This is a genomic window from Pseudomonas eutrophicaquae, assembly GCF_023544715.1.
Lineage (GTDB): Bacteria > Pseudomonadota > Gammaproteobacteria > Pseudomonadales > Pseudomonadaceae > Geopseudomonas.
The window spans coordinates 1-24,894 of sequence record NZ_JAMJEZ010000026.1 but is presented as its reverse complement, the minus strand read 5'-3'; the positions used below and the strand labels follow the sequence as shown (position 1 = coordinate 24,894).

The 24,894-nt window shown below is 64.9% G+C and carries 14 protein-coding genes; 9 read left to right on the top strand and 5 right to left on the bottom strand.

The genetic code is table 11. The features are described 5' to 3' along the window. Positions 1 to 5 precede the first annotated feature (5 nt). From tpx to MXC11_RS10580, 7 genes are all read left to right on the top strand, one after another. A complete protein-coding gene (gene tpx / locus MXC11_RS10610; protein WP_250010165.1) occupies positions 6 to 503 on the top strand; it encodes a thiol peroxidase in 498 nt (165 codons plus the stop codon). 257 nt (positions 504 to 760) lie between these two features. After that, positions 761 to 2,092 carry an MdtA/MuxA family multidrug efflux RND transporter periplasmic adaptor subunit gene (locus tag MXC11_RS10605; RefSeq protein WP_250010164.1) on the top strand — a complete coding sequence of 444 codons (1,332 nt, stop codon included), beginning with the start codon at positions 761 to 763 and terminating at the stop codon, positions 2,090 to 2,092. Then, a complete protein-coding gene (locus MXC11_RS10600) occupies positions 2,089 to 5,202 on the top strand; it encodes an MdtB/MuxB family multidrug efflux RND transporter permease subunit (RefSeq protein WP_250010163.1) in 3,114 nt (1,037 codons plus the stop codon). The genes MXC11_RS10605 and MXC11_RS10600 overlap by 4 nt, the downstream gene beginning before the upstream one ends. Then, complete coding sequence (locus MXC11_RS10595; RefSeq protein ID WP_250010162.1) at positions 5,199 to 8,306, top strand: efflux RND transporter permease subunit; 3,108 nt, start codon at positions 5,199 to 5,201, stop codon at positions 8,304 to 8,306. The genes MXC11_RS10600 and MXC11_RS10595 overlap by 4 nt, the downstream gene beginning before the upstream one ends. Next, complete coding sequence (locus MXC11_RS10590; protein ID WP_250010161.1) at positions 8,303 to 9,724, top strand: efflux transporter outer membrane subunit; 1,422 nt, start codon at positions 8,303 to 8,305, stop codon at positions 9,722 to 9,724. The genes MXC11_RS10595 and MXC11_RS10590 overlap by 4 nt, the downstream gene beginning before the upstream one ends. 44 nt (positions 9,725 to 9,768) lie before the next feature. Continuing rightward, a complete protein-coding gene (locus tag MXC11_RS10585) occupies positions 9,769 to 11,502 on the top strand; it encodes an autotransporter assembly complex protein TamA (protein ID WP_250010160.1) in 1,734 nt (577 codons plus the stop codon). An 8-nt stretch (positions 11,503 to 11,510) separates the two neighbouring features. Next, positions 11,511 to 15,179 (top strand): translocation/assembly module TamB domain-containing protein, encoded by a 3,669-nt coding sequence (locus MXC11_RS10580; RefSeq protein ID WP_250010159.1) that lies wholly within the window; start codon positions 11,511 to 11,513, stop codon positions 15,177 to 15,179. Here MXC11_RS10580 and ftsH read toward each other — a convergent pair. The 4 genes from ftsH to fnr form a co-directional block, all read right to left on the bottom strand. Beyond that, on the bottom strand, positions 15,173 to 17,008 hold the full coding sequence (gene ftsH, locus MXC11_RS10575) for an ATP-dependent zinc metalloprotease FtsH (RefSeq protein WP_250010158.1): 1,836 nt from the start codon (positions 17,006 to 17,008) through the stop codon (positions 15,173 to 15,175). The two genes, MXC11_RS10580 and ftsH, sit on opposite strands and share 7 nt — an antisense overlap. A 19-nt stretch (positions 17,009 to 17,027) precedes the next feature. Beyond that, positions 17,028 to 19,451 (bottom strand): Lon protease family protein, encoded by a 2,424-nt coding sequence (locus tag MXC11_RS10570; RefSeq protein ID WP_250010157.1) that lies wholly within the window; start codon positions 19,449 to 19,451, stop codon positions 17,028 to 17,030. 132 nt (positions 19,452 to 19,583) lie between these two features. Continuing rightward, the gene (locus tag MXC11_RS10565; protein WP_250010156.1) at positions 19,584 to 20,111 is read right to left on the bottom strand and encodes an Hsp20/alpha crystallin family protein; all 528 of its coding nucleotides are present in this window, start codon (positions 20,109 to 20,111) and stop codon (positions 19,584 to 19,586) included. A 166-nt stretch (positions 20,112 to 20,277) separates the two neighbouring features. Beyond that, on the bottom strand, positions 20,278 to 21,027 hold the full coding sequence (gene fnr / locus MXC11_RS10560; protein WP_250010155.1) for a fumarate/nitrate reduction transcriptional regulator Fnr: 750 nt from the start codon (positions 21,025 to 21,027) through the stop codon (positions 20,278 to 20,280). 249 nt (positions 21,028 to 21,276) lie between these two features. Here fnr and MXC11_RS10555 point away from each other — a divergent pair, with 249 nt between their 5' ends. Beyond that, positions 21,277 to 22,569 carry a tyrosine-type recombinase/integrase gene (locus MXC11_RS10555; RefSeq protein ID WP_250010154.1) on the top strand — a complete coding sequence of 431 codons (1,293 nt, stop codon included), beginning with the start codon at positions 21,277 to 21,279 and terminating at the stop codon, positions 22,567 to 22,569. Positions 22,570 to 22,575: 6 nt separating this feature from the next. Here MXC11_RS10555 and MXC11_RS10550 read toward each other — a convergent pair whose 3' ends face one another. After that, positions 22,576 to 23,535 (bottom strand): site-specific integrase, encoded by a 960-nt coding sequence (locus MXC11_RS10550; RefSeq protein ID WP_250010153.1) that lies wholly within the window; start codon positions 23,533 to 23,535, stop codon positions 22,576 to 22,578. 183 nt (positions 23,536 to 23,718) lie between these two features. Here MXC11_RS10550 and MXC11_RS10545 point away from each other — a divergent pair, with 183 nt between their 5' ends. Continuing rightward, complete coding sequence (locus MXC11_RS10545) at positions 23,719 to 24,738, top strand: DNA-binding protein (protein WP_250010152.1); 1,020 nt, start codon at positions 23,719 to 23,721, stop codon at positions 24,736 to 24,738. The last annotated feature ends 156 nt before the right edge of the window (positions 24,739 to 24,894 follow it).

The following is a 24,894-nucleotide window of genomic DNA, read 5'->3' as shown; positions in this document are numbered from 1 at the left end:
CCACCATGACCCAAGTCACCCTCAAAGGCCATCCGGTCCAGCTCGACGGCCAGCTGCCGCAGGTTGGCCAGCAGGCTCCGGCATTTCGCCTGGTAGGCGCTGATCTGGCCGACAAGGACCTGAGCGATTTCGCCGGCCAGCGTAAGGTGTTGAACATCTTCCCCAGCGTCGATACCCCGACCTGCGCCACCTCGGTGCGCACCTTCAACGCCCAGGCCAGCGCGCTGGAAAACACCGTGGTGCTGTGCATCTCCGCCGACCTGCCGTTTGCTCAGAAGCGCTTCTGCGCCGCTGAGGGGCTGGACAAGGTGATCAACCTGTCCACCCTGCGCGGCAGTGCCTTCCTGCGTGATTACGGCGTGGCGATTGCCGATGGCCCGCTGGCAGGGCTCGCCGCCCGTGCGGTGGTGGTGCTGGATGAGAGCGACAAGGTGCTGCACGTCGAGCTGGTCGGTGAAATTGCCAACGAGCCGGACTACACCGCCGCCCTCAACGCGCTGTAATCCCGCAGCAGCGCCTGCGCCCGTTTGCGGCGCAGGCGCTGCCGGTTTCAGTGCGGTGCATCGCGCAAACGTCTCCGGGCCGCGCTGATATTCCTTACAGGCACCCTGTGATGGCGAGTGGATTCGCCCTCAATCGCTTCGACCGTTCACCCCTTGTAACACTCCGGCACCGCGGCTGGGTAAAGGGCCGGTAAAGCGGCTTTGCATCCCAAGTGAGAGGCTTTATCGTTCAATCCCCCTCACAGTGAGCCTGCATCATGCCCGAAGCCCCTCTTTCCTCACGATCCCTGTCGTCCCGCTGGTCGATGGCGGCAGCGCTTGTGGTACTGGCCGGCGCGCTGACCTGGTGGTTCTGGCCGGCCAGCGATGGGCCGGCGGAGGGCGCGGCGGCCCGTGGTGGGAGTGGCAGCCTGACCAGCCCGCCCGGCGGCCGACCGGGCGGTGGTTTCCGGGGGATGGGCATGGGCGGTGCGGTGCCGGTGCGTCTTGCTGAGGTCGAGCGGAGTGCTTTTGCGCTGGAGCGCCGGGCACTGGGGACCGTGCAGGCACTCAGCAGCGTCAGTGTCCGCCCGCAGGTAGAAGGCGAGCTGCTGGAGGTACTGTTCGAGGAGGGTGCCGAGGTCAAGGCCGGGCAGCTGCTGGCGCGCATCGACCCGCGCAGCTATGCCGCCGCCCTGGCCCAGGCCGAGGGCAACCTGCAGGAGCGCCGCGCCGAATTGCGTAACGCCGAGCTGGATCTGCGCCGCTACGAGGGCCTGTATGCCGAGGACTCCATCGCCCGGCAGACCTTGGACAGCCAGCAGGCCCGCGTCGAGCAGCTGCGTGGCAGCCTGCGCAGCCTGCAGGCACAGGTCGATGAAGCGCGCCTGCGTCTGGAGTTCACTGAGCTGCGTGCCCCGCTGGCCGGGCGTTTGGGCCTGCGTCAGATCGATGCCGGCAACCTGGTGTCGGCGGGTGAGTCCAGTACGCTGGTCACCATCACCCAGACCCGGCCGATCAGCGTGAATTTCACCCTGCCTGAAGCGGAACTGGCGGCCGTGCTGGCGCGTTATCGCAGCGGCCAGCCGCTGACCGTGCAGGCGTGGGACCGCAACGAGCGTACCCCGCTGGCCGAGGGGGTTCTGGCCAGCATCGACAACCAGATCGACACCCGCACCGGCACCGTGCGCCTCAAGGCCCGCTTTGCCAACGATGATGAGCGCCTGTTCCCCAACCAGTTCGTCAATGTGCGTCTGCGCGTGGATACCTTGGAGCAGGTGCTGCTGGTGCCCTCGGCGGCGGTGCAGTTTGGCAATGCGGGCACCTTTGTCTATGTGGTCGATGCCGAGAATCAGGTCAGCCTGCGCCCGGTGCAGGTGGCAGTGGCAGAAGGCGAGCGCAGCGTGATTGCCAGCGGCCTGGAGGCGGGTGAGCGGGTGGTAATTGAGGGCACGGATCGGCTGCGTGAGGGCAGTCGGGTCGAGGTGGTGGAAGGTGCCTTCAAGCCGGCCGCGGCCGCGGCCGCGCCTGCGCCGGGCTCAGGTTCCGGTGAGGGGGCTGCGTCCGGGCGTGCCGCCGGTAAAGCCGTCCCACGCAGGAAGCCGGAATGAACCTGTCCCGTCCGTTCATCCTGCGCCCGGTGGCGACCACCCTGCTGATGGTGGCGATCTTTCTGGCCGGGGTACTGGCCTACCGTCTGCTGCCGGTGGCCGCCTTGCCCCAGGTCGATTACCCGACCATCCGCGTCCTGACGCTGTACCCCGGTGCCAGCCCCGAGGTGATGGGCAGTGCGGTGACCGCACCTCTGGAGCGCCAGTTCGGGCGTATGCCAGGGCTGGCGCAGCTGTCCTCGACCAGCTCGGGTGGCGCCTCGGTGATCACCCTGCGCTTCAACCTGGAGGTGGCGCTGGAGGTGGCCGAGCAGGAGGTGCAGGCGGCGATCAATGCGGCCAGTAACCTGCTGCCCAATGACCTGCCGGCCCCGCCGGTCTACAACAAGGTCAACCCGGCCGATACGCCGGTGCTGACGCTGGCGGTGACCTCGACGACGCTGCCGCTGCCAGAGGTCAATGATCTGGTCGATACGCGCATGGCACAGAAGCTGGCGCAGATCAGTGGTGTGGGGCTGGTCAGTCTGGCCGGTGGCCAGCGCCCGGCGGTGCGCATTCGTGTCAACCCGCAGGCGCTGGCCGCGTACGGCCTGACGCTGAGTGATGTGCGCAGCCTGATCGCCGCTGCCAACGTCAATCAGCCCAAGGGCAACTTCGACGGCCCGACCCGGGTGTCCCAGCTCGACGCCAATGACCAGCTGAAATCCGCCGCCGAATACCGCGACCTGCTGCTGAGCTACCGCGAGGGCGCGAGCCTGCGCTTGGGCGACGTTGCCGAGGTGGTCGATGGTGCGGAAAACGAGCGTCTGGCCGCCTGGGCTGACCGCAACGCGGCGGTGCTGGTCAATGTGCAGCGTCAGCCGGGCGCGAATGTCATCGAGGTGGTCGATCGCATTCAGGCCCTGCTGCCGGGAATCACCGCCAGCCTGCCGGTCGGGGTCGAGGTCACGGTGCTCAGCGACCGTACCCAGACCATCCGAGCCGCCGTGCGTGATGTGCAGTTCGAGCTTCTGCTGGCGATCGCGCTGGTGGTGCTGGTGACCTTCGTGTTCCTGCGCCGCCTGGCCGCGACGCTGATTCCCTCCGTGGTGGTGCCGCTGTCCTTGATCGGCACCTTTGCGGTGATGCATCTGGCGGGCTTCTCGATCAATAACCTGACCCTGATGGCGCTGGTAATCGCCACCGGCTTTGTGGTGGACGATGCGATCGTCATGCTGGAAAACGTCGCCCGCTACCTTGAAGCCGGCGAGACGCCGCTGGAGGCCGCGCTCAAGGGCGCCCGGCAGATCGGCTTTACCCTGATCTCGCTGACCTTTTCGCTGATTGCCGTGCTGATTCCGCTGCTGTTCATGGCTGATGTGGTGGGGCGGCTGTTCCGCGAGTTCGCCATCACCCTGGCGGTGGCGATCCTGATTTCGCTGCTGGTGTCGCTGACCCTCACGCCGATGATGTGCGCCCGCTTGCTGCGTCATGACCCTGCCGCCGAGCAAGGGCGCTTCTACCGCGCCGCGGGGGCCTGGCTGGATGGGCTGATCGCCCGCTATGACCGGGGGCTGGGCTGGGTGCTGCGCCATCAGCGTTTCACCCTGCTGGTGGCGGTCGCCAGTCTGCTGCTGACGGTGGTGCTCTATCAGGCGGTGCCCAAGGGCTTCTTCCCGGTACAGGATGTCGGGGCGATTCAGGGTATCAGCCAGGCGCCGCAGAGCATCTCCTTTGCGGCGATGAGTGAGCGCCAGCAGCGCTTGAGCGAGGTCATCCTCCGTGATCCAGCGGTGGCCAGTGTGTCCTCCTACATCGGTGTGGATGGCGACAATGCGACCCTCAACAGCGGTCGGCTGCAGATCAATCTCAAGCCACACGCCGAGCGCGAGGTGAGCGCCGCCGAGGTGATCGAGCGGCTGCGCCCGCGGCTGGCGCAGGTGCCGGGTATCGAGCTGTTCCTGCAGCCGGTACAGGAGCTGAGCATCGAGGATCGGGTCAGCCGTACCCAGTACCGCTTCAGCCTGGAGTCGCCGGATGCAGCCTTGCTGGAGACATGGACGCCCCGGCTGATCGAGGCGCTGGCGCAGGAGCCCACTCTGCAGGATGTGACCAGCGATCTGCAGAACCGCGGCCTGCAGGCCTGGCTGGACATCGATCGCGATCTGGCTGGCCGCCTCGGGGTGAGCATCGGTGCCATTGATAGCGCGCTCTACGATGCGTTTGGTCAGCGGCAGATCTCCACCATTTTTACCCAGACCAGCCAGTACCGGGTGGTGCTGGAGAGTCAGGACGCCCGCACCGAGGGGCTGGCGGCGCTGCGTGGCTTGCATGTGGCGGGCGCGGATGGCACGCCGGTGCCGCTGGCCAGCCTGGTGCGTATCGAGCAGCGCACCGCGCCTTTGGTGGTCAACCGTATCGGCCAGTTCCCGGCGGTGACCGTGTCCTTCAACCTGGCGCCCGGTGTGGCGCTGGGGGAGGCGGTGGCGCGTATCGAGCAGATCAAAGTGGCGCTGGGGCTGCCGGAAGGGATCCAGACCCGCTTCCAGGGCGCAGCCGAGGCCTTCCGTGCCTCGCTGTCCTCGACGCTGTGGCTGATTCTGGCGGCGGTGGTCACCATGTACATCGTGCTGGGGGTGCTCTATGAGAGCTACATCCACCCGATCACCATCCTCTCCACGTTGCCCTCGGCGGCTATCGGGGCGCTGCTGGCGCTGCTGCTCGGCGGCCATGATCTGGGGCTGATTGCGGTGATCGGCATCATTCTCTTGATCGGCATCGTCAAGAAGAACGCGATCATGATGATCGACTTTGCCCTGGAGGCCGAACGCCAGCAGGGCAGCGATCCACAGACCGCCATCCGTCAGGCGGCGCTGCTGCGTTTTCGGCCGATCCTGATGACCACCCTGGCGGCGCTGTTCGGGGCCATTCCGCTGATGCTCGCCTCAGGCTCCGGTGCCGAGCTGCGCCAACCGCTGGGGCTGGTGATGGTGGGGGGGCTGTTGGTCAGTCAGGTGCTGACCCTGTTCACCACCCCGGTGATTTACCTGTGGTTCGATCGCCTGAGCCGGCGGCTGACCGGACGCAGCGCCGCCGGTGTGGCGGTGGCGGCGGACGAGGCCGGGCGATGAACCTCAGCGCGCCGTTCATCACCCGCCCGGTGGCCACGCTGCTGCTCAGTCTGTCGATCCTGCTGGCCGGGGCGCTGAGTTTCGGCCTGCTGCCGGTATCGCCGTTGCCGCAGATGGATTTCCCGGTGATCACCGTGCAGGCCAGCCTGCCCGGTGCCAGCCCGCAGGTGATGGCCTCCAGCGTGGCCACACCGCTGGAGCGCGCCTTTGGCAGCATCGCCGGGATCAACCAGATGACCAGCCGCAGCAGCCAGGGCTCGACACGGGTCATTCTGCAGTTTGATCTGGACCGCGACATCAACGCCGCCGCCCGCGAGGTGCAGGCGGCGATCAACGCCTCGCGCAGCCTGTTGCCCAGCGCCATGCGCAGCATGCCGACCTACCGCAAGGTCAATCCGTCCCAGGCGCCGATCATGGTGCTGTCGCTGACCTCCACGGTGCTGGACAAGGGCCAGCTCTATGACGCCGCCTCGACCATCGTCGCCCAGAAGCTCTCGCAGATCCCTGGGGTGGGCGAGGTGCAGGTCGGCGGCAGCTCCTTGCCGGCGGTGCGGGTATCCCTGCAGCCACGCCTGCTTGAGCAGTACGGCATTGCGCTGGATGAGGTGCGCAATGCCCTGCGCGAAGCGAATGTGCGCGGTCCCAAGGGTGCGCTGGAGGACGGTAGCCGCCATTGGCAGGTCGCCAGCAACGACCAGCTGGCGCGCGCCGCCGATTACCTGCCGCTGATCATCCGTCATCAGGACGGCGCGGCGATCCGTCTGGGGGATGTCGCCGAGGTGCGCGATGCAGTGGAGGATCGCTACAACAGCGGTTTCTTCAACGACCGTGAGGCGATTCTGCTGGTGATCAATCGCCAGGCCGGCGCCAACATCATCGAAACCATTGCACAGATTCGCGCGGAGCTGCCGGCGCTGGCCGCGGTGCTGCATGCCAGTGTCGAGCTGGAGGTGGCGATGGACCGCTCGCCGACCATCCGCGCCACGCTGGAGGAGGCGCAGCGCAGCCTGCTGATTGCGGTCGTGCTGGTGATTCTGGTGGTGCTGGCCTTCCTGGGGCGCCCGCGCGCCACGCTGATTCCGGCGCTGGCGGTGCCGGTGTCGCTGGTCGGCAGCTTCACGGCCATGTACTTGCTCGGCTTCTCCCTGAACAACCTGTCCTTGATGGCGCTGATCATTGCCACTGGGCTGGTGGTCGATGATGCCATCGTGGTGCTGGAGAACATCACCCGGCACATCGAACGCGGCGAGCCGCCTCTGGCCGCGGCGCTCAAGGGCTCGAAGGAGGTCGGCTTTACCCTGCTGTCGATGAACCTGTCGCTGGTGGTGGTGTTTCTGTCGATCCTGTTCATGGGTGGGATCGTCGAGAAGCTGTTCCGCGAGTTTGCCGTCACCCTGACGGTGGCGATCCTGATCTCGCTGCTGGTCTCACTGACCCTGACGCCCATGCTCTGCGCCCGCTGGTTGCGCGCGACGGGCGAAGCGAGCGCGCCGGGGCGTCTGGGGCAGCGGCTGCAGCGCGTGCAGGCGGCGGTGCTGGCCGGTTACCGGATCAGTCTGGACTGGGCGCTGCGGCATCGCCTGCTGACGCTGTTCAGTCTGCTGCTGACCATCGCCCTGAACGTCTGGCTGTACGTGCATGTACCCAAGACCTTCTTCCCGCAGCAGGATACTGGCCAGCTGATTGGCTTTATCCGGGGCGATGACGGGCTGTCTTTTCAGGTGATGCAGCCGAAGATGGAGATCTTTCGCCGTGCGGTGCTGACTGACCCGGCGGTAGACAGCGTGGCCGGTTTTATTGGCGGGCAGGGCGGGATCAACAATGCCTTCATGATCGTGCGCCTCAAACCGGCCGCCGAGCGGGATCAGAGCGCCCAGCAGGTGGCTGACCGATTGCGCCGCAGCCTGCCCAAGGTGCCGGGCGCGCAGCTGTTTTTGATGCCGGATCAGGACCTGCGCTTTGGGGCCCGTGAGGGCGGCAGTTCGGAAAATGAGTTCGTGCTGCTGGCCAGCGAACTGGAGGACCTGCAGCGCTGGCAGCCGCGGGTCTTGGAAGCGCTCAAGGCACTGCCCGAGCTCACCGATGTCGATGGGCGTGAAAGCGCCGGTACCCAGCAGATCACCCTGGTGGTAGACCGTGAGCAGGCGCGCCGGCTGGGGGTGGACATGGCGATGGTCACCGCGCTGCTCAACAACGCCTTCAGCCAGCGTCAGGTCTCGACCATTTATGAAAACCTCAACCAGTACAGCGTGGTGATGGAGATCGACCCGCGCTATGCCCAGTACCCCGAGGCGCTCGATCAGGTGCGCCTGATCGCCGCCGATGGCCAGCCGGTGCCGCTGTCCACCTTCGCCCGCTGGGAGCGCAGCCTGGCCAACGACCGGGTGCAGCACGAGGGTGCCTTTGCCGCCGAGAGCATCAGTTTTGCCCTGGCCGAGGGGGTGACGCTGGAGCAGGCCGGTGCCGCCATCGAGCGGGCCATGGCGCTGATCGATCTGCCCAGCGCCGTGCAGGGGCGTCTGGGCGGTACGGGCGGGGCCTTCCAGCAGAGCCAGAGCGCCCAGCCTTTGATGATTCTCGGCGCGCTGCTGCTGGTCTACATCGTGCTGGGCATTCTGTATGAGAGCTATGTCCACCCGCTGACCATCCTGTCGACTCTGCCCTCGGCGGGGGTTGGCGCGCTGCTGGCCATCGAGCTGACTGGCGGGCAGTTCAGCCTGATCTCGCTGCTCGGGCTGTTCCTGTTGATCGGCGTGGTGAAGAAGAATGCGATTCTGATGATCGATCTGGCCCTGCAGCTCGAGCGCCAGCAGGGCTATGACACCCTCAGCGCGATCCGCGAGGCCTGCCTGCTGCGTTTTCGGCCGATTCTGATGACCACCTTATCGGCGATTCTTGGCGCCTTGCCGCTGCTGTTGGGCAGCGCCGAGGGCGCGGAGATGCGCGAGCCGCTCGGCCTGACCATCGTCGGTGGTCTGGTGCTCAGTCAGCTCTTAACCCTCTACACCACCCCGGTGGTCTACCTGTACCTCGACCGCCTGAGTCAGCGCATCCGGCGCTGGGGCCGGGGCCGTCAAGCCTGCGAACTGGAAACCCTGCCATGAGCCTTTCTCTCTCCCTGTACCGGGTGCCGGCCCGTTATGGGCTGCCCGTTCTCTTGGTCGTGGCCCTCGGCGGTTGCAGCCTGGGGCCGGCTTATCAGCGTCCAGCGCTGCAGACCCCGGCACAGTTTCACGCCCTGCCGGGCTGGAAGCCGGCTGCGCCTGCCGACACAGAGGCACGCGGCCCCTGGTGGCAACTGTTTGGCGACGCCGAGCTGAACGCGCTGATGGTGCGCTTTGAGGCCCGCAACCAGGATCTGATCGCCGCTGAAGCGGCCTGGCGCCAGGCCCGGGCGCTGGTGCGCGATAGCCGCGCCGCGCTGTTGCCTAGCGTGACGGGGGACGCTGGGGTCAGTCGCAGTGCCAGCGGGGCGCGCACCGACAAGCAGTACGATGCGAGCCTTGGGGTGCGCTGGGAGCTGGATCTCTGGGGCCGGCTGCGCGGGCAGGTGCAAGCTGATCGGGCGCGGCTGGCCGCCAGTGAGGCGGATCTGGCTGCGCTGCGCCTGAGTCTGCAGAGCGAGCTGGCGCAGATCTACCTGCAGCTGCGGGTGGTGGATGAGCAGATCCGTTTGCTGGATGCGACCCTCGAGGCCTTTGCGCGCTCGCTGCGCCTGAGCGAAAACCAATACCGCGCCGGGCTGGTGCCCAAGTCCGATGTCAGCCAGGCCCAGACCCAGCTGCAGAATACCCGCGCCCAGCGCATCGACCTCGATTACCAGCGCGCCCAGCTGGAGCTCGCGCTGGCCGTGCTGCTGGGCGAGGCGCCGGCCGGTGTGCGTCTGGCTCCACGCAACGGTTTGCCGGCGCTGCCGGCGCTGCCAGTGGCCGTGCCCTCGCAGCTTTTGGAGCGCCGCCCGGATGTGGCGGGGGCGGAACGGCGGGTGATGGCGGCCAATGCCGAGATCGGCGTAGCGCGCGCAGCCTGGTTCCCGGATCTGAGTCTGTCGGCTGCTGGCGGCTATCGGGGCGCGCAGCTGGCGGAGTGGATCAGTGCGCCCAACCGTGTCTGGTCGATCGGTCCGCAACTGGCGATGACCCTGTTCGATGGCGGGCGCATCCGTGCCGGGGTCGAGCAGGCCGAGGCCCGTTACGATCAGACGGTGGCCGACTATCGGCAGACCGTGCTGGAGGCGCTGCGCGAGGTGGAGGATCGCTTGGTGCAGCTGACGGTTGCCGAGCGCGAGACACAGGCCCGCCGCGCCGCGCTGGAGGCGGCGCGCGAGTCGCTGCGCCTGATCGACAGCCAGTACCGCGCCGGTACGGTGGATTACCTGAGCGTCGCCAGTGCCCAGACCAGCGCGCTGACCAGTGAACGCAATTTGCTCGATCTGCAAGGCAGTCAGCTGCTGGCCAGCGTGCAGTTGATTGCCGCCCTCGGTGGCGGCTGGGCCGGGCTTGGCGAGGCGGAGCGCGACTGATCCGCTGGCAGAGGCGGCATCCGGGCGTGCTAGGATCCCCTCCCATGAACAGATACAGACATCGCCAGGGGCTCGGCCTCCTCCTCGCCGGCAGCCTGGCTTGCAGCCCGCTGGCTGCCGCGGAGCTGGAGGTGCGGCTGACGCCAGCCAACAAGGCCCTGCAGGAAAACGTCGAGGCCCATATCGGCCCGCTGGGTGAGCGTGATGCGCCGGCGCTGCGGCGTTTTGCCCGGCATGCCGAGCGCGAGGCCCGCAAGGCGCTGCAGGCGCTGGGGCATTATCGTGCGCGTATCCGCAGCGAGGTGCGGGGTGAGGGCGAGGAGGCGCGGTTGCGGCTGAGCATCGCGAGCGGGGAGCCGGTGCGCTTGCGCGAGGTGGCGATTCGCGTTGAGGGCGAGGCGGCGGCGCTGGCTGCGTTCCGCCAGCCCTCCAGCGAGCGTCTCAAGCCCGGTGCCGTGCTCGATCACGGCGCCTATGAAGACGCCAAACGGCTGATCGCCAACCAGGCGCTGCGTTACGGGTTCTTCGATGGTCGCTTTGTCGAGCAGATCCTGAGCGTTGATCCGGCCGAGGGCGTTGCGGATATCCGTCTGATCTACGTCAGTGGCGCCCGCTACCGGCTGGGGGCGGTGCAGTTCGAGGGCGATACCCCGTTCGAGGACGATCTGCTGCAGCGCATGGTGCCGTTTGGCCGCGATATTCCCTACGACTCCGACCGCATCGCCGAGCTGAATCAGGCGCTGCTCTCCAGCAACTACTTCAGCGATGTACGCATTGATGCCCATGCCGAGCAGGCTGAGGCACGGCGCATTCCGCTGCGCGTCACCCTGCAGGCGCGTAAGCCGCGCACCCTGGGCGTGGGGCTTGGCTATTCCACCGACGTGGGCCCGCGCCTGCGTGGCAACTGGACCCGGCACTGGCGCGGCGAGAGTGGCCACCGCCTGGGCGCGGATTTCGAGTTCTCCGCGCCCCGGCAGAACCTCAGCACCTGGTACGAGATCCCGCTGGATCCGCCGCTGAGCGACAGCCTGCGCTTCACCACCGGTTATCAGCAGGAGAACCTGCTGGACACCGATAGCCGCCGTCTGACCTTGGGCAGCCAGTGGCAGAGCCAGTTGAGCAACCAGTGGACGCGGGTGGTCTCGCTGCGCTGGGAGCAGGAGGACTACCGGGTGGGCGAGGATGAGGGGCGCAGCAGCCTGCTGTTGCCGGGGATTGCCTTCTCCCGCACCGTGAGTGACAACAAGATCGACCCCAGCCGTGGCTGGCGCCTACAGGCCGATCTGGTCGGCGCCCAGCGCAGCCTGCTCTCCGATGTCGATCTGCTGCACCTCAACCTGCAGGCCAAGGGGCTGACCACCCTGAGCGGTGGTCATCGTCTGCTGGCGCGTCTGCAGCTGGGGGCGGTGGCCACCAATGATTTCGCGGCCGTGCCTCCGTCACTGCGCTTTTTTGCCGGCGGCGATCAGAGTGTGCGCGGTTACGACTACCAGACCCTCTCACCCCGCGATGACAGCGGCGAGCGCGTCGGCGGGCGCTATCTGGCGGTGGGGAGCCTCGAATACCAGTATCCGGTGGCCGAGCGCTGGCGCCTGGCCAGCTTCGTCGATCACGGCAATGCCTTCGACAACCCGAGTGACGCGCTCAAGACCGGGGTCGGGTTTGGGGTGCGCTGGATTTCTCCGGTCGGGCCGCTGCGCCTTGATCTCGCTCACGGGCTGGACAGCGATGAGGGCGCAGGGTTTCGCATTCACTTCTCCATGGGGCCTGAACTGTGAGTGGCGCGTTGAAACGGATCGGCCAGGGACTGCTGGCGCTGCTGCTGGTGATCGGGCTGGCGCTGGCAGTGCTGCTGAGTCTGCCGGCCAGCGAGCGTGGCAGTCGCTGGCTCTTGGGGCAGGTTCCGGGGCTGAGTCTTGAGGGCTGGACTGGCCCGCTCTACGGGCACTGGACGGCAGAGCGCCTGAGCTGGACGGATGGCCGCACGGCGCTGACCCTTGAGCAGCCGCGCGCCACGCTGCGCCTGAGCTGTCTATGGCAGCGTCGGCTGTGTGTGGATGAGCTGCAGGCGGCTGAGCTAGCGCTAACGCTGCCGCCCGCGGACGCGAGCGAACCGGCCGCTGCCTTGCCGCTGCCGCAGATCCACCTGCCCCTGGAGGTACAGATCGGCCGGCTGGCGCTGGGGCGTCTGCTGCTGCAGGGCAACGAGCAACTGCGCGATCTGGCCCTGAGTGCGCAGCTGACCCAGAGCGGTCTGCATCTGTCTGAGCTGACGCTGCGCCGTGATGCCCTGCAGGTACAGCTCAAGAGCCTGACGCTGCAGCCCCACGGTGACTGGCCGCTGCAGGCGCGGGCCACGCTACAGCTACCGGCGATGGAAGGGCGCCCCTGGCAGATCGGCCTCGAACTGGAGGGGAATCTGGCCCAGCGGCTTGAGCTGCAAGCGCTTAGCAGCGGCTATCTGCAGGCTGAGCTGGGCGGTTGGCTGGTGCCGCTGGAAGAAGGGCTGCCGCTGGCGCTGCGTGTGCAGGTCAGCGATTTTCTCGCCAGTGCCAGCCTGCCGCCGACTCTGCGGTTGTCGCAGCTGACGCTTGAGGCAACCGGGGATCTGCAGCAGGGCTTTGCCGTGCAGGGGCGCGGCCAGCTAGCCGGGCGCGATCAGCCGGTGGCGCTGAATCTTGCAGGGCGTGTCGATGCGCAGGGTGCGCAGATCGAGCAGCTGCGCCTGCGCGATGCCGCCGGTGCCGCGTTGCAGCTGTCCGCTCAGCTGGGCTGGCAGGAGGCACTGAGCGCCACGCTGCGGCTACAGGCTGATGCTTTCGACTGGCAGCAACTTTACCCGCTGGAGGGCGTGGAGGTGGGTCTGCAGGCCCTGAGCGCCCAGCTGGAGTATGCGGCCGAGCGTTACCGTGGTGATTTCGATATTCGCCTGCAGGGGCCTGCCGGGCCGCTGCGCCTGCACAGCCCCCTGGAGGGCAGCCACACGGCGCTGCGCCTGCCCGCACTGCGGCTGGAGGCGGGCAGCGGCCATGCGGACGGCACGCTGGCCTTGGCGTTTACTGAGGGACTGGGCTGGGATGCGGCGCTGAAGCTGGCTGATCTTGACCCCGCCTACTGGCTGGCTGATCTGCCCGGGCGTTTGGGTGGGCAGATCAGCAGCCGTGGCCGTCTGCAAGCGGCGCTGCAGGCCGAGGCGCAGTGGAATCTGCAGGGTCATCTGCGGCGTCAGCCCTTGAAGCTGGCGGGACATCTGCAGGGCCGCGCCGCGGACTGGCAGCTGGACGGGCTCGACCTGCAGCTCGGCGATAACCGCCTCCACGGCCAGGGCCGCTGGGCGTCCCGTCTGGAGGGGCGTCTGGATTTGGCGCTCAAACGTCTCGATCAGCTCTGGCCAGGGCTGCGCGGCAACCTGAATGGCGATCTGCAGCTGGCCGGGACTCCGGCGGCCCCGCAGGGTCAGCTGAACTTGAACGGACGCCGCCTGGGGTATCTGGAGGCTGGCCTTGCCCGCCTGAGCCTGGCGGCGGTGCTGGAGCCTGAGCAGCGCGGCCGTCTGCAGTTCAAGGCCGAGCGCCTGCGCAGCGGTGATACGGCCTTTGGTACCCTCAGCGCCCAGGCCTCCGGCACGCTGGCCCGGCATGGCCTCGCCCTGCAGCTGCAGGGCGAGCCACTGGCCGCCGATCTGCGCGTGCAGGGCGGGCTGGACCGTCTGCAGCACTGGCGCGGCGAACTGGCCCGTGCGCAGCTGGCTGCGGCAGGCCTTGACTGGCAGTTGCAGGCGCCGGCTCGGCTTGAGCGCACCCGCGCCGGACAGATCAATCTGGGTGCCCATTGCTGGCAATCTGACGAAGCCAGCCTGTGTGCCGAGGCGCAGCGCCTGCTGCCCGATCCGCAACTGCGTCTGCGCCTGCGGGCGTTCCAGCTGGCGCGACTGGCTGCGCTGATGCCGGAAGGCTTTGCCATGCAGGGACTGCTGGAGGGCGATGTCTCGCTGGATCTGGCCGCCGGTGGCCCTGCGGGGCGTCTGCATCTGGACGCCGGTCAGGGGCTGTTGCGCCTGCGCGAATTTGAGGGCGGGCGCTGGCAGGAAATCGCCTATCAATCCCTGTACCTGGATAGCCGTCTGCGTGCGCAGCGCATCGACAGTCAGCTGCAGCTGAGCGGCCCTCTGCTGGGTGAGCTGGCGCTGACGCTGGGCATCGATCCGCGCCCTGGCAATCGGCCGCTGTCCGGCAATTTCCGCATTGCCGCACTGGATCTGGCCCTGGCACGCCCGTTCATTGCCCAGATCGAGCAACTGGAGGGGCGCATTGACGGCGGCGGCCAACTGTCGGGCAGCCTGCTCGCCCCAGTGGTCAATGGCCAGTTACGCCTGCGTGAAGGGCGGGCTGGCGGTGGCGATCTGCCGCTGCCGATCGAAGACCTGCAGCTAAGCCTCGATATCAACGGCCAACAGGCCCGTGTGGAGGGGCACTGGCGCAGCGGTGAGCACGGCCGCGGTAGCCTGGAGGGCGAGCTGGGCTGGGCGTCGCAACTGGCGATGGTGCTGAATCTGCGCGGCAGCCGTCTGCCGGCCAGCCTCGAGCCGTATGCTGAGGTTGAGGTGGAGCCGGATCTGCAGATTGCTCTGAATGAGGGCGCGGTGAGCCTCAGTGGGCGGATTGCCGTGCCGCGTGGGCGTATTCGGGTGCGCGAGCTGCCCGAGCAAGCGGTGCGCGTCTCGGAGGATGCCCGCATCGTCGGGGCAGAGGAGCCGGCCAGCACGCTGCCACTGCGTATGGATCTGCGCATCGCACTGGGCGCTGAGCGGCTGAGTTTTGCCGGTTTTGGCCTGACGGCGGACCTCAAGGGCAACCTGCGCATCCGTGACAACCTCGACAGCCGCGGTACGTTGACCCTGGAAAACGGCCGCTATCGCGCCTATGGCCAGCGTCTGACCTTGCGCCGGGCGCGCCTGCTGTTCGCCGGCCCTGTCAGCGAGCCCTTGCTGGATATCGAAGCCGTGCGCACGGTGGGCGATGTGACCGCGGGCCTGCGCCTCTCCGGGCGCAGTGATGCACCGCTGACACAGGTGTTCTCGGACCCGGCCATGAGTCAGGAGCAGGCGCTGTCCTACCTGGTTCTGGGACGCCCCCTGGGCAGCGGTGGTGATGACAACATGGTCGGGCAGGCCGCGCTGGCCCTCGGGCTGGCCGGGGGCGCGCCGGTTGCCCGGTCACTGGCTGATCGTCTGGGGATTCAGGATTTCCAGCTGGAAAGCGAAGGCTCCGGGCTGACCTCCAGTGTGGTGGCCAGTGGTTACCTTGCGCCCAACCTCAGTCTGCGTTACGGGGTTGGGGTATTCGAGCCGGTCAACAGCCTGGCGCTGCGCTACGAGCTGAGCCGCAAGCTGTACCTGGAGGCCGCCAGTGGCCTGGCCAGCTCGCTGGATATTTTCTACAAGCGCGATTACTGACCGTCGGGTGATCCGTGCGGCGCGCTGACCTTGGTTGGGCGCAGCGCGGCAAAATCCTCCGGGGTCAGGGTCTCTCGCTCCAGCAGCAGCCGGGCGCCCTGGATCAGCTGCGTGTGGCGCTGCTCCAGAATCGCCAGCGCCCGGGCATAGGCACTGGCGATCAGCTCGCGCACCGCTAGATCCACCTCGCGCGCGGTCTGCTCGGCGTAGTCTTTCTCCCGTACTCCAAGAAGGTTCTCGCCGAGAAAATGGCTACTCTGGCGCTCCAGCACGGCCTGGCCCAGGGTCTCGCTCATGCCAAAGCGGGTGACGATCTGCCGGGCGATATCGGTGACCTTGGCCAGATCGTCCGCTGCGCCGGTGGAAATTTCCCCGAACTGCAGCTGCTCGGCGGCCCGCCCGGCCAGCAGCACCACCATGCGGTCTTCCAGCTCACGGCGGGTGATCAGGAAGCGATCATCGGTGGGGCGCTGCAGGGTATAGCCCAGCGCGCCGATCGCTCGCGGAATGATCGACACCTTGTGCACCGGATCCATGCCCGGCAGCGCACTGGCGGCCAGTGCATGGCCCATCTCGTGGAAGGCCACGACCTCACGCTCATGGGGTTGCAGCAGCCGGCCGTGGCGCTCGGCACCGGCCACCAGACGTTCGACCGCGCGGGTGAAATCTTCCATCTCCACGGTGGCGGCCCGGCGGCGGGTGGCCATGATCGCCGCTTCATTGACCAGATTGGCCAGATCGGCGCCGGTAAAGCCCGGGGTGATCGCGGCAATCTGCTCGGCCTCGATCGCCTCGCTGTGCTGGATGCGCTTGAGGTGTACCTGCAGGATCTCGACCCGCCCCTTGCGGTCCGGCCGATCGACGACAATCTGCCGGTCGAAACGTCCGGCGCGCAGCAGCGCAGGATCGAGGATTTCCGGACGGTTGATGGCAGCCAGCAACACCACCCCCTCACGCGGATCGAAGCCATCCAGCTCGGCCAGCAGCTGGTTGAGGGTCTGCTCCTTTTCATCGTTGCCGCCAAAGGCGCCGACACCGCGCATCTTGCCCAGCGCATCCAGCTCGTCGATGAAGATGATGCAGGGCGCGGCCTTGCGTGCCTGCTCGAAAAGATCACGCACCCGCGCGGCGCCCACGCCGACAAACATCTCGACAAACTCAGAGCCTGAGATCGAGAAGAACGGCACCCCGGCTTCACCGGCTACCGCGCGGGCCATCAGGGTCTTGCCGGTTCCCGGTGGGCCGACCAGCAGGATGCCTTTGGGAATGCGCGCCCCCAGACGGCTGTAGCGGGGCTGATCGCGGAGGAAGGACACCACCTCCTCCAGCTCAGCGCGCGCCTCGTCGATACCGGCAACATCCGCGAAGGTCACCCCGGTATCCCGCTCGACATACACCCGCGCCCGCGACTTGCCGACGTTGACCATGCCGCCAAAGCCCTGCCGATCGCCCATGCGCCGCAGCAAAAAGCTCCAGAAGGCAAAGATCAGCAGCATTGGCAGCAGCCAGGAGAGCAGGGTGCTCAGGACGGTGTTCTGCCGCACGGCCGTAAAGCGCGCGTCATGGGCGGCCAGGCTTTCGGCCAGCGCACTGTCGACTCGCGTGGTGGTGAAGTGGCTGTGCTGGTTGATCGGCTCCAGCAAGGTGCCGCTGATCTGCTCGCCGCTGATGCGAAGATCGGTGACCTTGCGCTGTTCGAGCAGGTGCAAGAACTCGCTGTAGGGCAAGGTTTCACTGCCTTGCTGGTCACGCCACAGGTTCTGCAACGCCAGCAACAGGCTGAAGGCGATCAGGAAGTACCAGACGTTCCAGTGCAGCTTCTTGTCCATGCCCGGGCTCCTTGGGGACTCAGTCAGCGCCGGGCCCGGCCACGGCATCGGGCAGGCTCGGGGAGGGATGGGCAAAGCCCTGACGGGCGGCACTGAAGGCCAGCAGGCGTGCCTGTACGGCGCCGTTGACCGTATCCGCCGGGAAATTGCCTTCGGCATCCGCGGTGCCGGCCGGGCGGTCACACAGCAGGCTCATCGCCTCATCAATGCTGTCGATGGCGTAGAGATGAAAACGTCCGTCCCGTACCGCTTCGATTACCTCGCGGCGCAGCATCAGGTGCTGGCGATTGCCGGCAGGAATGATCACGCCTTGCTGGCCGGTCAGGCCGCGGGCGGCGCAGAGCTCGAAGAAGCCTTCGATCTTCTGATTGACGCCACCGATCACCTGGATGCGCCCATGCTGATCGACCGAGCCGGTAATGGCCAGATCCTGACGCAGCGGCAGTTGGCCGAGTGCTGAGAGCAGTACGCACAGTTCGGCGGCCGACGCACTGTCGCCATCGATGCCGCCATAGGACTGCTCGAACACCAGACTGGCCGAGAACGACAGCGGCTGCCGCTGGCCAAAGCGCTGACCGATGCACGCGGCGAGAATCAGCACCCCTTTGCTGTGTAGCGCGCCACCCAGCTCGACCTCGCGCTCGATATCGATCAGCTTGCCATCGCCCAGCCGGGCACTGGCGGTGATGCGCGCCGGATGGCCGAAGGCGTGGTTGCCGAGCTGAAACACCGCCAGGCCGTTGATCTGGGCGATGCAGTGGCCATCGGTCTGCACATGCCGCAGCCCGCGCAAGGTGCCCTCCAGCTGCCGCTCGCGGACCTGATCGGCGCGCAGGCGCCGGGCATTCACCGCCTGCTCGACGGCCTCGGCGCCGATGCGCGCCTGTTGCTGCTGGCCGGCCCAGTAATCGGCTTCGCGCAGCAGATCCAGCAGACCCTGCAGGTGTAGGGACAGACGCTGGCCGTCCTCGATCTCGCGGGCGGCCTGTTCGATCAGGCGGGCCAGCGCGCTGCGTTCCAGTGGTCGCAACTGTTCGCGGCGCTGCTGGGTGGCGATGAGGCGGGCGTAGAGCAGGGTGTTTTCGGCGTTGCGCGGCAGGTCCTCGGCAAAGTCGGCCTGCACCTTGAACAGCAGGGCAAACTCCGGATCGTACTGGGTGAGCAGGTAGTAGAGGGTGCGATCACCGATCAGCACCACCTTGACCGACAGGGGAATCGGGTCAGGCTCAAGGGAAATGGTGCTGGCCAGGCTGAGGATCTGCTCCAGCGACTGGATGCGCAGTTCGTGGCCCTGCAGGGCGCGTTTCAGCGCATCCCAGGCAAAGGGCAGGGTGAGCAGCTTGCGGGCATCGAGGATCAGGTAGCCGCCATTGGCGCGGTGCAGGGCGCCGCCTTTGATCAGGGTGAAGTCGGTGTGCAGGGCGCCCATCTGCGCCTGATGTTCGATGCGCCCGAGCAGGTTCTGGTAGCTGGGGTAATCCTCATAAACCAGTGGCGGGCGCTGACAGTCGCTGTTATCGACCAGCAGGTTGACCAGATAGCGGTTGAAAGGCGTCAGACGCTGCCGATCGAGCAATTTGTCGGCTGGTGCAGCGCTGAACAGCTCAAGACCGCGCTCGATGATGTCCTGTTTGACCTCGGCAAGAAACGCGGCGACGCCGTCCAGATGACCAAACTGCGCTTCCAGATCGACAAACTGGCGCTCCACGGTTGCGCGGGTCACGGCCTGGTTGAGCTGCTCGACCTGCTGCTCGTGGTTGCGGCTGGCCGTAGCGGCCTGCTGCAGTGCATGGCGCAATTTCTGGCGGATACGCTCGCTGTCATCCTCGATGGTCTGCTGCTCGTCAGGGGAGAGCTTGTCGTAGGCTTCGGCATCGATGACCTCGCCATCGCGCATCGGGGCCAGGGTGAAGCCGGTCGGGGTGCGCATCAGGATGATGCGGGCAGCGCGGGCTTCTGCCTCGACGGCATTGATCAGCGTCTCTTCTTCGTGCTTGAAGCGATCCTTGAGTCCTTGCAAAGCGTTGCGGTATTCGTCGCTCTCGAAGGCGGCTGGCAGTACCGAGGCTAAAGTCTGCACCAAGGTGCGCATTGCATTCTGCAAGGGGCGCCCGACACCGCCCGGCAACCGCAGGGCCCGGGGCTTGTGGGGTGTGCGGAAGTTATTGACGTAGCACCAGTCGCTGGGCGGCTCGCCCTGCAGGGGTTGCTGCTCCAGCAGCTGGCGGACAATGGCATGTTTGCCAAGCCCGGGCGAGCCCATCACGTACAGGTTGTAGCCTTCATGGGCGATGGCCACGCCAAAGTGCAGCGCACCCATGGCGCGCTCCTGACCGGGGCTTAGCGGCAGATCGTCCAGATCCTCGCTGCCTGCCAGCTCCGGGGGCAATTCATGGCAGGGATGGTAGAGCTGCTCGGGCAGCAGGGCATGGGGTGCGGCCACGGGGTGTCTCCTTGCTCAATGCCGTTATGGATCAGTAAAGATCATCGCGCGGCGAAGCGAGGAAAAAACACCAAACCCTTGTGGGAATCCTGCCGCGCGAGCCGGAGCTTGGCGGCAGGATGTTCTGCACGATCAGTCCTCGGCCTGAATACTGATTGTGCGGGTGGCGGGGGTGTCGGTCGTGGTTTTCGGCAGGGTCAGTGTCAGTACGCCTTTGGCAAAGCGTGCCGTAATGGCATTGCTGTCGACGCCTGAGGGGAGGGCGAAGCTGCGCTGGAAGCTGCCGTAGTGGCGCTCGGACAGGTAGTAATCCTGTTTGCGTTCCTCGTGCTCATCGCGCTTTTCACCCTGGATGAGCAACAGGCCGTTCTCTACGCGCACTTCGACATGCTGGGCATCCATCCCTGGGAGTTCTGCACTCAGCTCATACGCAGTGCCCTTATCGACGACATCGACGGCGGGCAGGCGGCTTAAAGACAACTCGCGATTCCAGAAGGAATCACTGTTGAAGGGTTTGCGGCCAAACGGCAGCAGCTTGAAATTGTTATCGAAGTCCTCGAACAGGCGATCAACCTGGCGCCGCAGACTGGTCAGAGGATGTAGTGCGGTTTTCTTGTCGTCTTCATTGGCTGTGACGGGCTTGGTTTCTTGTTCGCTCATTGCAATGGCTCCATCCAAAAGCCCGAATTGCCGGGCAATGAAAGCAGAGTGCGCTGTGGATGCGAGGATAGCTTGATCAAGATCAAGCCCCCTGCGCTCCTTTGAAAATCATTTAACATAATTATATCTTATCTAAAAAATAAGATACCCCGAAGCGAGAAAGTAATCAGGGCAGGGGGCAGTGTTCAGTGAGGACAGGAAGGTCAAAATCCGTATTCAGGCGAACTTCCCGACCCTCGATGTGCAGCCAGCCACGCTGGCGATAACGTGCCAACAGGCGGCTCACCGTTTCACTGGTCAGCCCCAGGTAATTGGCAATGTCACAACGGCTCATTGGCAGCACAAAACAGTGGCGGGAGAGGCCGCGCCGGGCAAAACGCTCACTCAGGTCGAGGAGAAAGCCTGCCAAGCGATCTTCGGCACTGCGGTGATTGAGATGAAGCAGGCGATGCTCCGCATGCAGGCTGCGGCTAATGATGCGCAGCAGTTCACTACGCAGATTCGGCAGCGGCTCGTGCAGTGTTTCGAGCTGAACCAGCGATAACTGGCAGAGACTGGTCGTTTCCAGTGCAGCAGCAAAGCTGGGGTGACGATCCAGGCCAATGGCATCGAGCCCAATCAGCTCGCCGGGCAGATGAAATCCGGTGATCTGCTCGTGACCGTCATCATCGATCAGGTAGGTTTTCAGCGCGCCACTGCGTATGGCAAACAGGCTGTGTGGCGGATCACCGGCACGATACAGGTGGTCGCCACGTTGCAGAGGACGGCGATGTGTCAGCAGTGCGGCGAACTGGTGCAGCTCGTCGGTTGGCAGAGACGGTGGCAAGCAGCGGTGACGTACCAGGCAGTCACCGCAGCGATTGGCCGGTGCCTGCGTCAAGGGTGGGATCGCCTGAGAAATCGATGAGTGCCACATGCCAAACTCCTGTCAGACAATGCCAGCATGCAGCAAAGTCTAGGCGAGGATCTGGAAACACAAACCGGAGAATGCGGAGGTGTGCAGGACTTGCATGAGGCAACAAAGGACCATTTGCTCGTCAGTTGTATAAATGCAATATCCGATAACTGCCAGACCCGGATATTGTATATACTGCATTCGCCGCGTCGTTAGTCGACATCTGAGCGCTGTTTCTGATCACGCATTGCTGCACGGATACCGCATGCCATGACCCATCTGCCCACACCTTTGTTTGAAACCTACGCACGTTTTATCGAACTGAATTTTCTCAATCTGGACGCCGAGCTTCCGCTGGTGCGTGACTGGCTTAAGGCGTGTCCGGACTCCCTGCATGCGGTACATGGCTATCTGGCGGTCCGGGGGTTTCTCAAGTCTTATGCCGGCAATGAGGCTACCTACAATTCATACCGCACCCATGTTGAGCGGCTTCTGCTGTGGTCTTTGCTGATCGCCGAAAAGCCGCTCCTGGCGCTGCGCCGCCGTGATGCTGAAGCCTTTATGGAGTTTTGCCTGAAGCCGTCCCGTGACTGGATTGGCCCGGTAGTCAAGTCACGCTTCACTCGCGTGGGTGGCCGTAAACGTCTGGAGTCGGATAGCTGGCAAGTCAATCCACTCTGGCGCCCCTTCAGCTACAGCGTGCCCAAGCGGGACCGCGCGCTCGGTCTTGAGGATGCACAAGCCCCCGAACAGCGACCCTATCGGATGTCTCAAGGCTCAGTGGCTCAGGTCTTTGCCGTGTGTGGCAGCTTCTTCCAGCACGCCATTGATGAAGGCCTGACCGAGGTCAACCCGTTCCGGGCCATCCGCCAAAAGTCCGTTTACAAGCAGCGCAATACCGTGGATGTATCCGGGCGCTCGCTGACGCCGTTGCAGTGGAACTATGTGCTCGAGTGCGCCGAATACATGGCCGATGAAGACCCGCGCCACGAACGCACACTCTTCATCCTGGCGACCTTGTTTGCCATGTACCTGCGGGTGTCCGATCTGGTTGGGCGGGATAACTGGCAGCCAACCATGGGCGACTTTCGGCGCGACAGCATGGGTAACTGGTGGTTTCATGTGGTCGGTAAAGGCAACAAGGCAGCCAAAATCAGCGTCCGGGATGATTACATCCAGCATTACATGACCCGTTACCGCCGCCATTTGAACCTGCCGGCCCTGCCCTCGCCCCAGGAAACCCGCCCGCTGCTGAGCACGCTCGATGGTCGTGCAGGCCTGTCTGATCGTCATATCCGCCTGTTGCTGCAGGAGGTATTCGACCGCAGCCTAGCGCGTATGATCAGTGAAGGCTGGAGCGAGGATGAAGTTGACCAATTGCGCTCAGCCTCCCTGCACTGGCTGAGACACACCTCCGCCACCTTTGATGCACCGCGCCGCGACATGAAGGATCTGCAGGCTGACCTGCGTCACAACAGCCTGAGCACGACACAAAATACGTACTACAACAGCCTCGATGAGCAGCGCGCGCATTCGGTGAAACATCTGCGCCTCAAGGACTGAGCGCGCTCAGTTCGGTGGTTCAGGCAGTACAGTGAGCGCTGCAGCCTCTTGCAGGCTCAGCCCCTGCCACTGGCCATAAGTTTCTACATAACGCAGCGCTGATTTCATGTCTTTCCAGCCGACATAGGTCATCAGCGCCTTCAGATCCCAGCCGTTGGCGGTAGCCCAACTGGCAAAACCACGGCGCAGCGAGTGGCTGCTGTAGCGCTGTGCATCAATGCCGGCACGCTGCAGCACCTGGCGCAGCAGCGTGATCATACTGTTGCTGTGCAGCGGGGATTCTGCCAGGTGCCCCCAGCGGTCGATGCGCCGAAAGAGCGGCCCGTGCTGCAGTCCGCTGCAGCTCAGCCACTCCTGGCAGGCTTGCACCGGACAGAGACGCCGCAGCGCGGGTACCTGGTATTCACGGCCCAGATTGTCGCGATCGGTCTTGCTGCGATGCAGATACAGCGTCATGCCCGCACCCAGCTCGATGCGCAGGTCTTCGACCTGTAATCGACACAGCTCATCACTGCGAAAGCCACGCCAGAAGCCCAATAGCAGCAGCGCCGCATCGCGCCGGGCTCTGAGCAGCATCGGCCGATCTGCAGCCGGGATGGCCTGCTCTGCCTGCTGTTGCAGCGTTATCGCTACCTGCTCCAGGTCCCTCAGTTGCAGCGGCTCGGCCTGCTTTTCCCGTTGCGGATGCACTGCCCGGATGCCCTTGAGCGTCTGGCGTACCAACGGGCTACGGGTGGGATCGGCAAAGCCCTGACTGTTATGCCACTGAGCCAAGGCAGACAGGCGAATTTTCAGAGTATTTACCGACAGCTGCCCGGCATAGGCAGCGAGATAGCGCGCAACGCTCTCGGCAGTGGCCGGCAGAAAACCTCCCCAGCTCACCTCGAAATGCTCGATGGCCGCTCGATAGCTACGGCGCGTGTTCTCACGGCTTGCTGCCCGCAGGTAGCGCTCAATGTCAGTCACGCCCTCCTCCTTTACCCAGTGGTTTTCTGTACTGCCTGAGGCCTTTTCGGGGAAAAAACAGCCATCACACGTGATAAGTCTACAATATCGCGTGTGTGATTTATGGTTTTTATCTAGCTAAATTCTGTTAATTTAGCATGAAATTACGTGGTACGTAAAACAGTATGAAATAATGGGGGCAGCATGGCTCGTGGTGGCATCAGTAAAGCGTTGGTTCTAAAGGCTCGGCAGGCGTTGCTGGACCGCGGGGAGCATCCCAGCATCGATGCGGTACGCATCGAAATGGGAAACACCGGCTCAAAGACCACAATTCATCGCTATTTACGGGAGATAGACGAAGATTCTCCGCAGAGTTCCATGGGCAATCAGATCAGTGAAGCCTTGACGGATCTGGTATCACGCTTGGCTGAGCGCTTGAATCAGGAGGCGGATGAGCGCATCGCGAACGCTGCTGCGAATCATGCACAACAGGCCGCGCAGCTTGAGGCGCAGATCTTGGCGCTGCGTCAACAACACGATCAACAGACGGCATTATTGGCGGCTGTGCAAGGCGGCCTGGAGACAGAGCAAGCAGCCCATGCTGCCCTGCGTGAAGCGTATGCCCAGCAGCAAATAGAATTGGCTCGCCTGGATCAGCTGCAGCATGAGCAGCAGTTACGTCTGCAGGAGCGTGAGCGGGAAGTCTTGTCTCTGGAGGAGAAACATCAGCATGCCCGTGCTGCCTTGGAGCATTACCGCGCGGCTGTACAGAGCCAGCGCGAACAGGATTTGCATCGCCACGAAGCTCAGCTTCAGAGCGTGCATGCCGAAGCTCGTCAGCTGCAGCAAGTGCTGGCCGTACGCCAGGATGAGCTCCTGCAACTCAATCGTGATAACGAGCGTTTGCTGAGTGACTGGCGTGGATTGCAGCGTGAAAACGAAGCGCTGCGTCAACAGCATGAACAGGCTTGTTTGCGGACAGAGCAGCTGCACACTGAACACACTCGATTGACGGTATCGTTTGAACAGCATGTTGCGCAGATCAAGGTGCTGCAGCAACAGATCGCTCAGGTAAATGACGTCATGGAGCAACAGGCTGTCGCACATCAACGGCAGATTGAACAACGACAGCAACAAGAGCAGCGCTTGCATGTTGAGCTGGCGCGCCTGGAAGGGCAATTGATCATTCTTGAGCGTTCAAATCCGCCCCTTCCCGCAGGCTGATTACCGAATTTCACAGGGATTCTCATTTTTATTAATCCGGCAACCCAATACCCCAAATCATGCGGCATACGCGATTTTGGGGTACCTCTAAAAACACACATCCGAGCTGAGCCAGGCAGTGACGAGCACAACTCCTGGCATCCGAGTGCCGGGGGA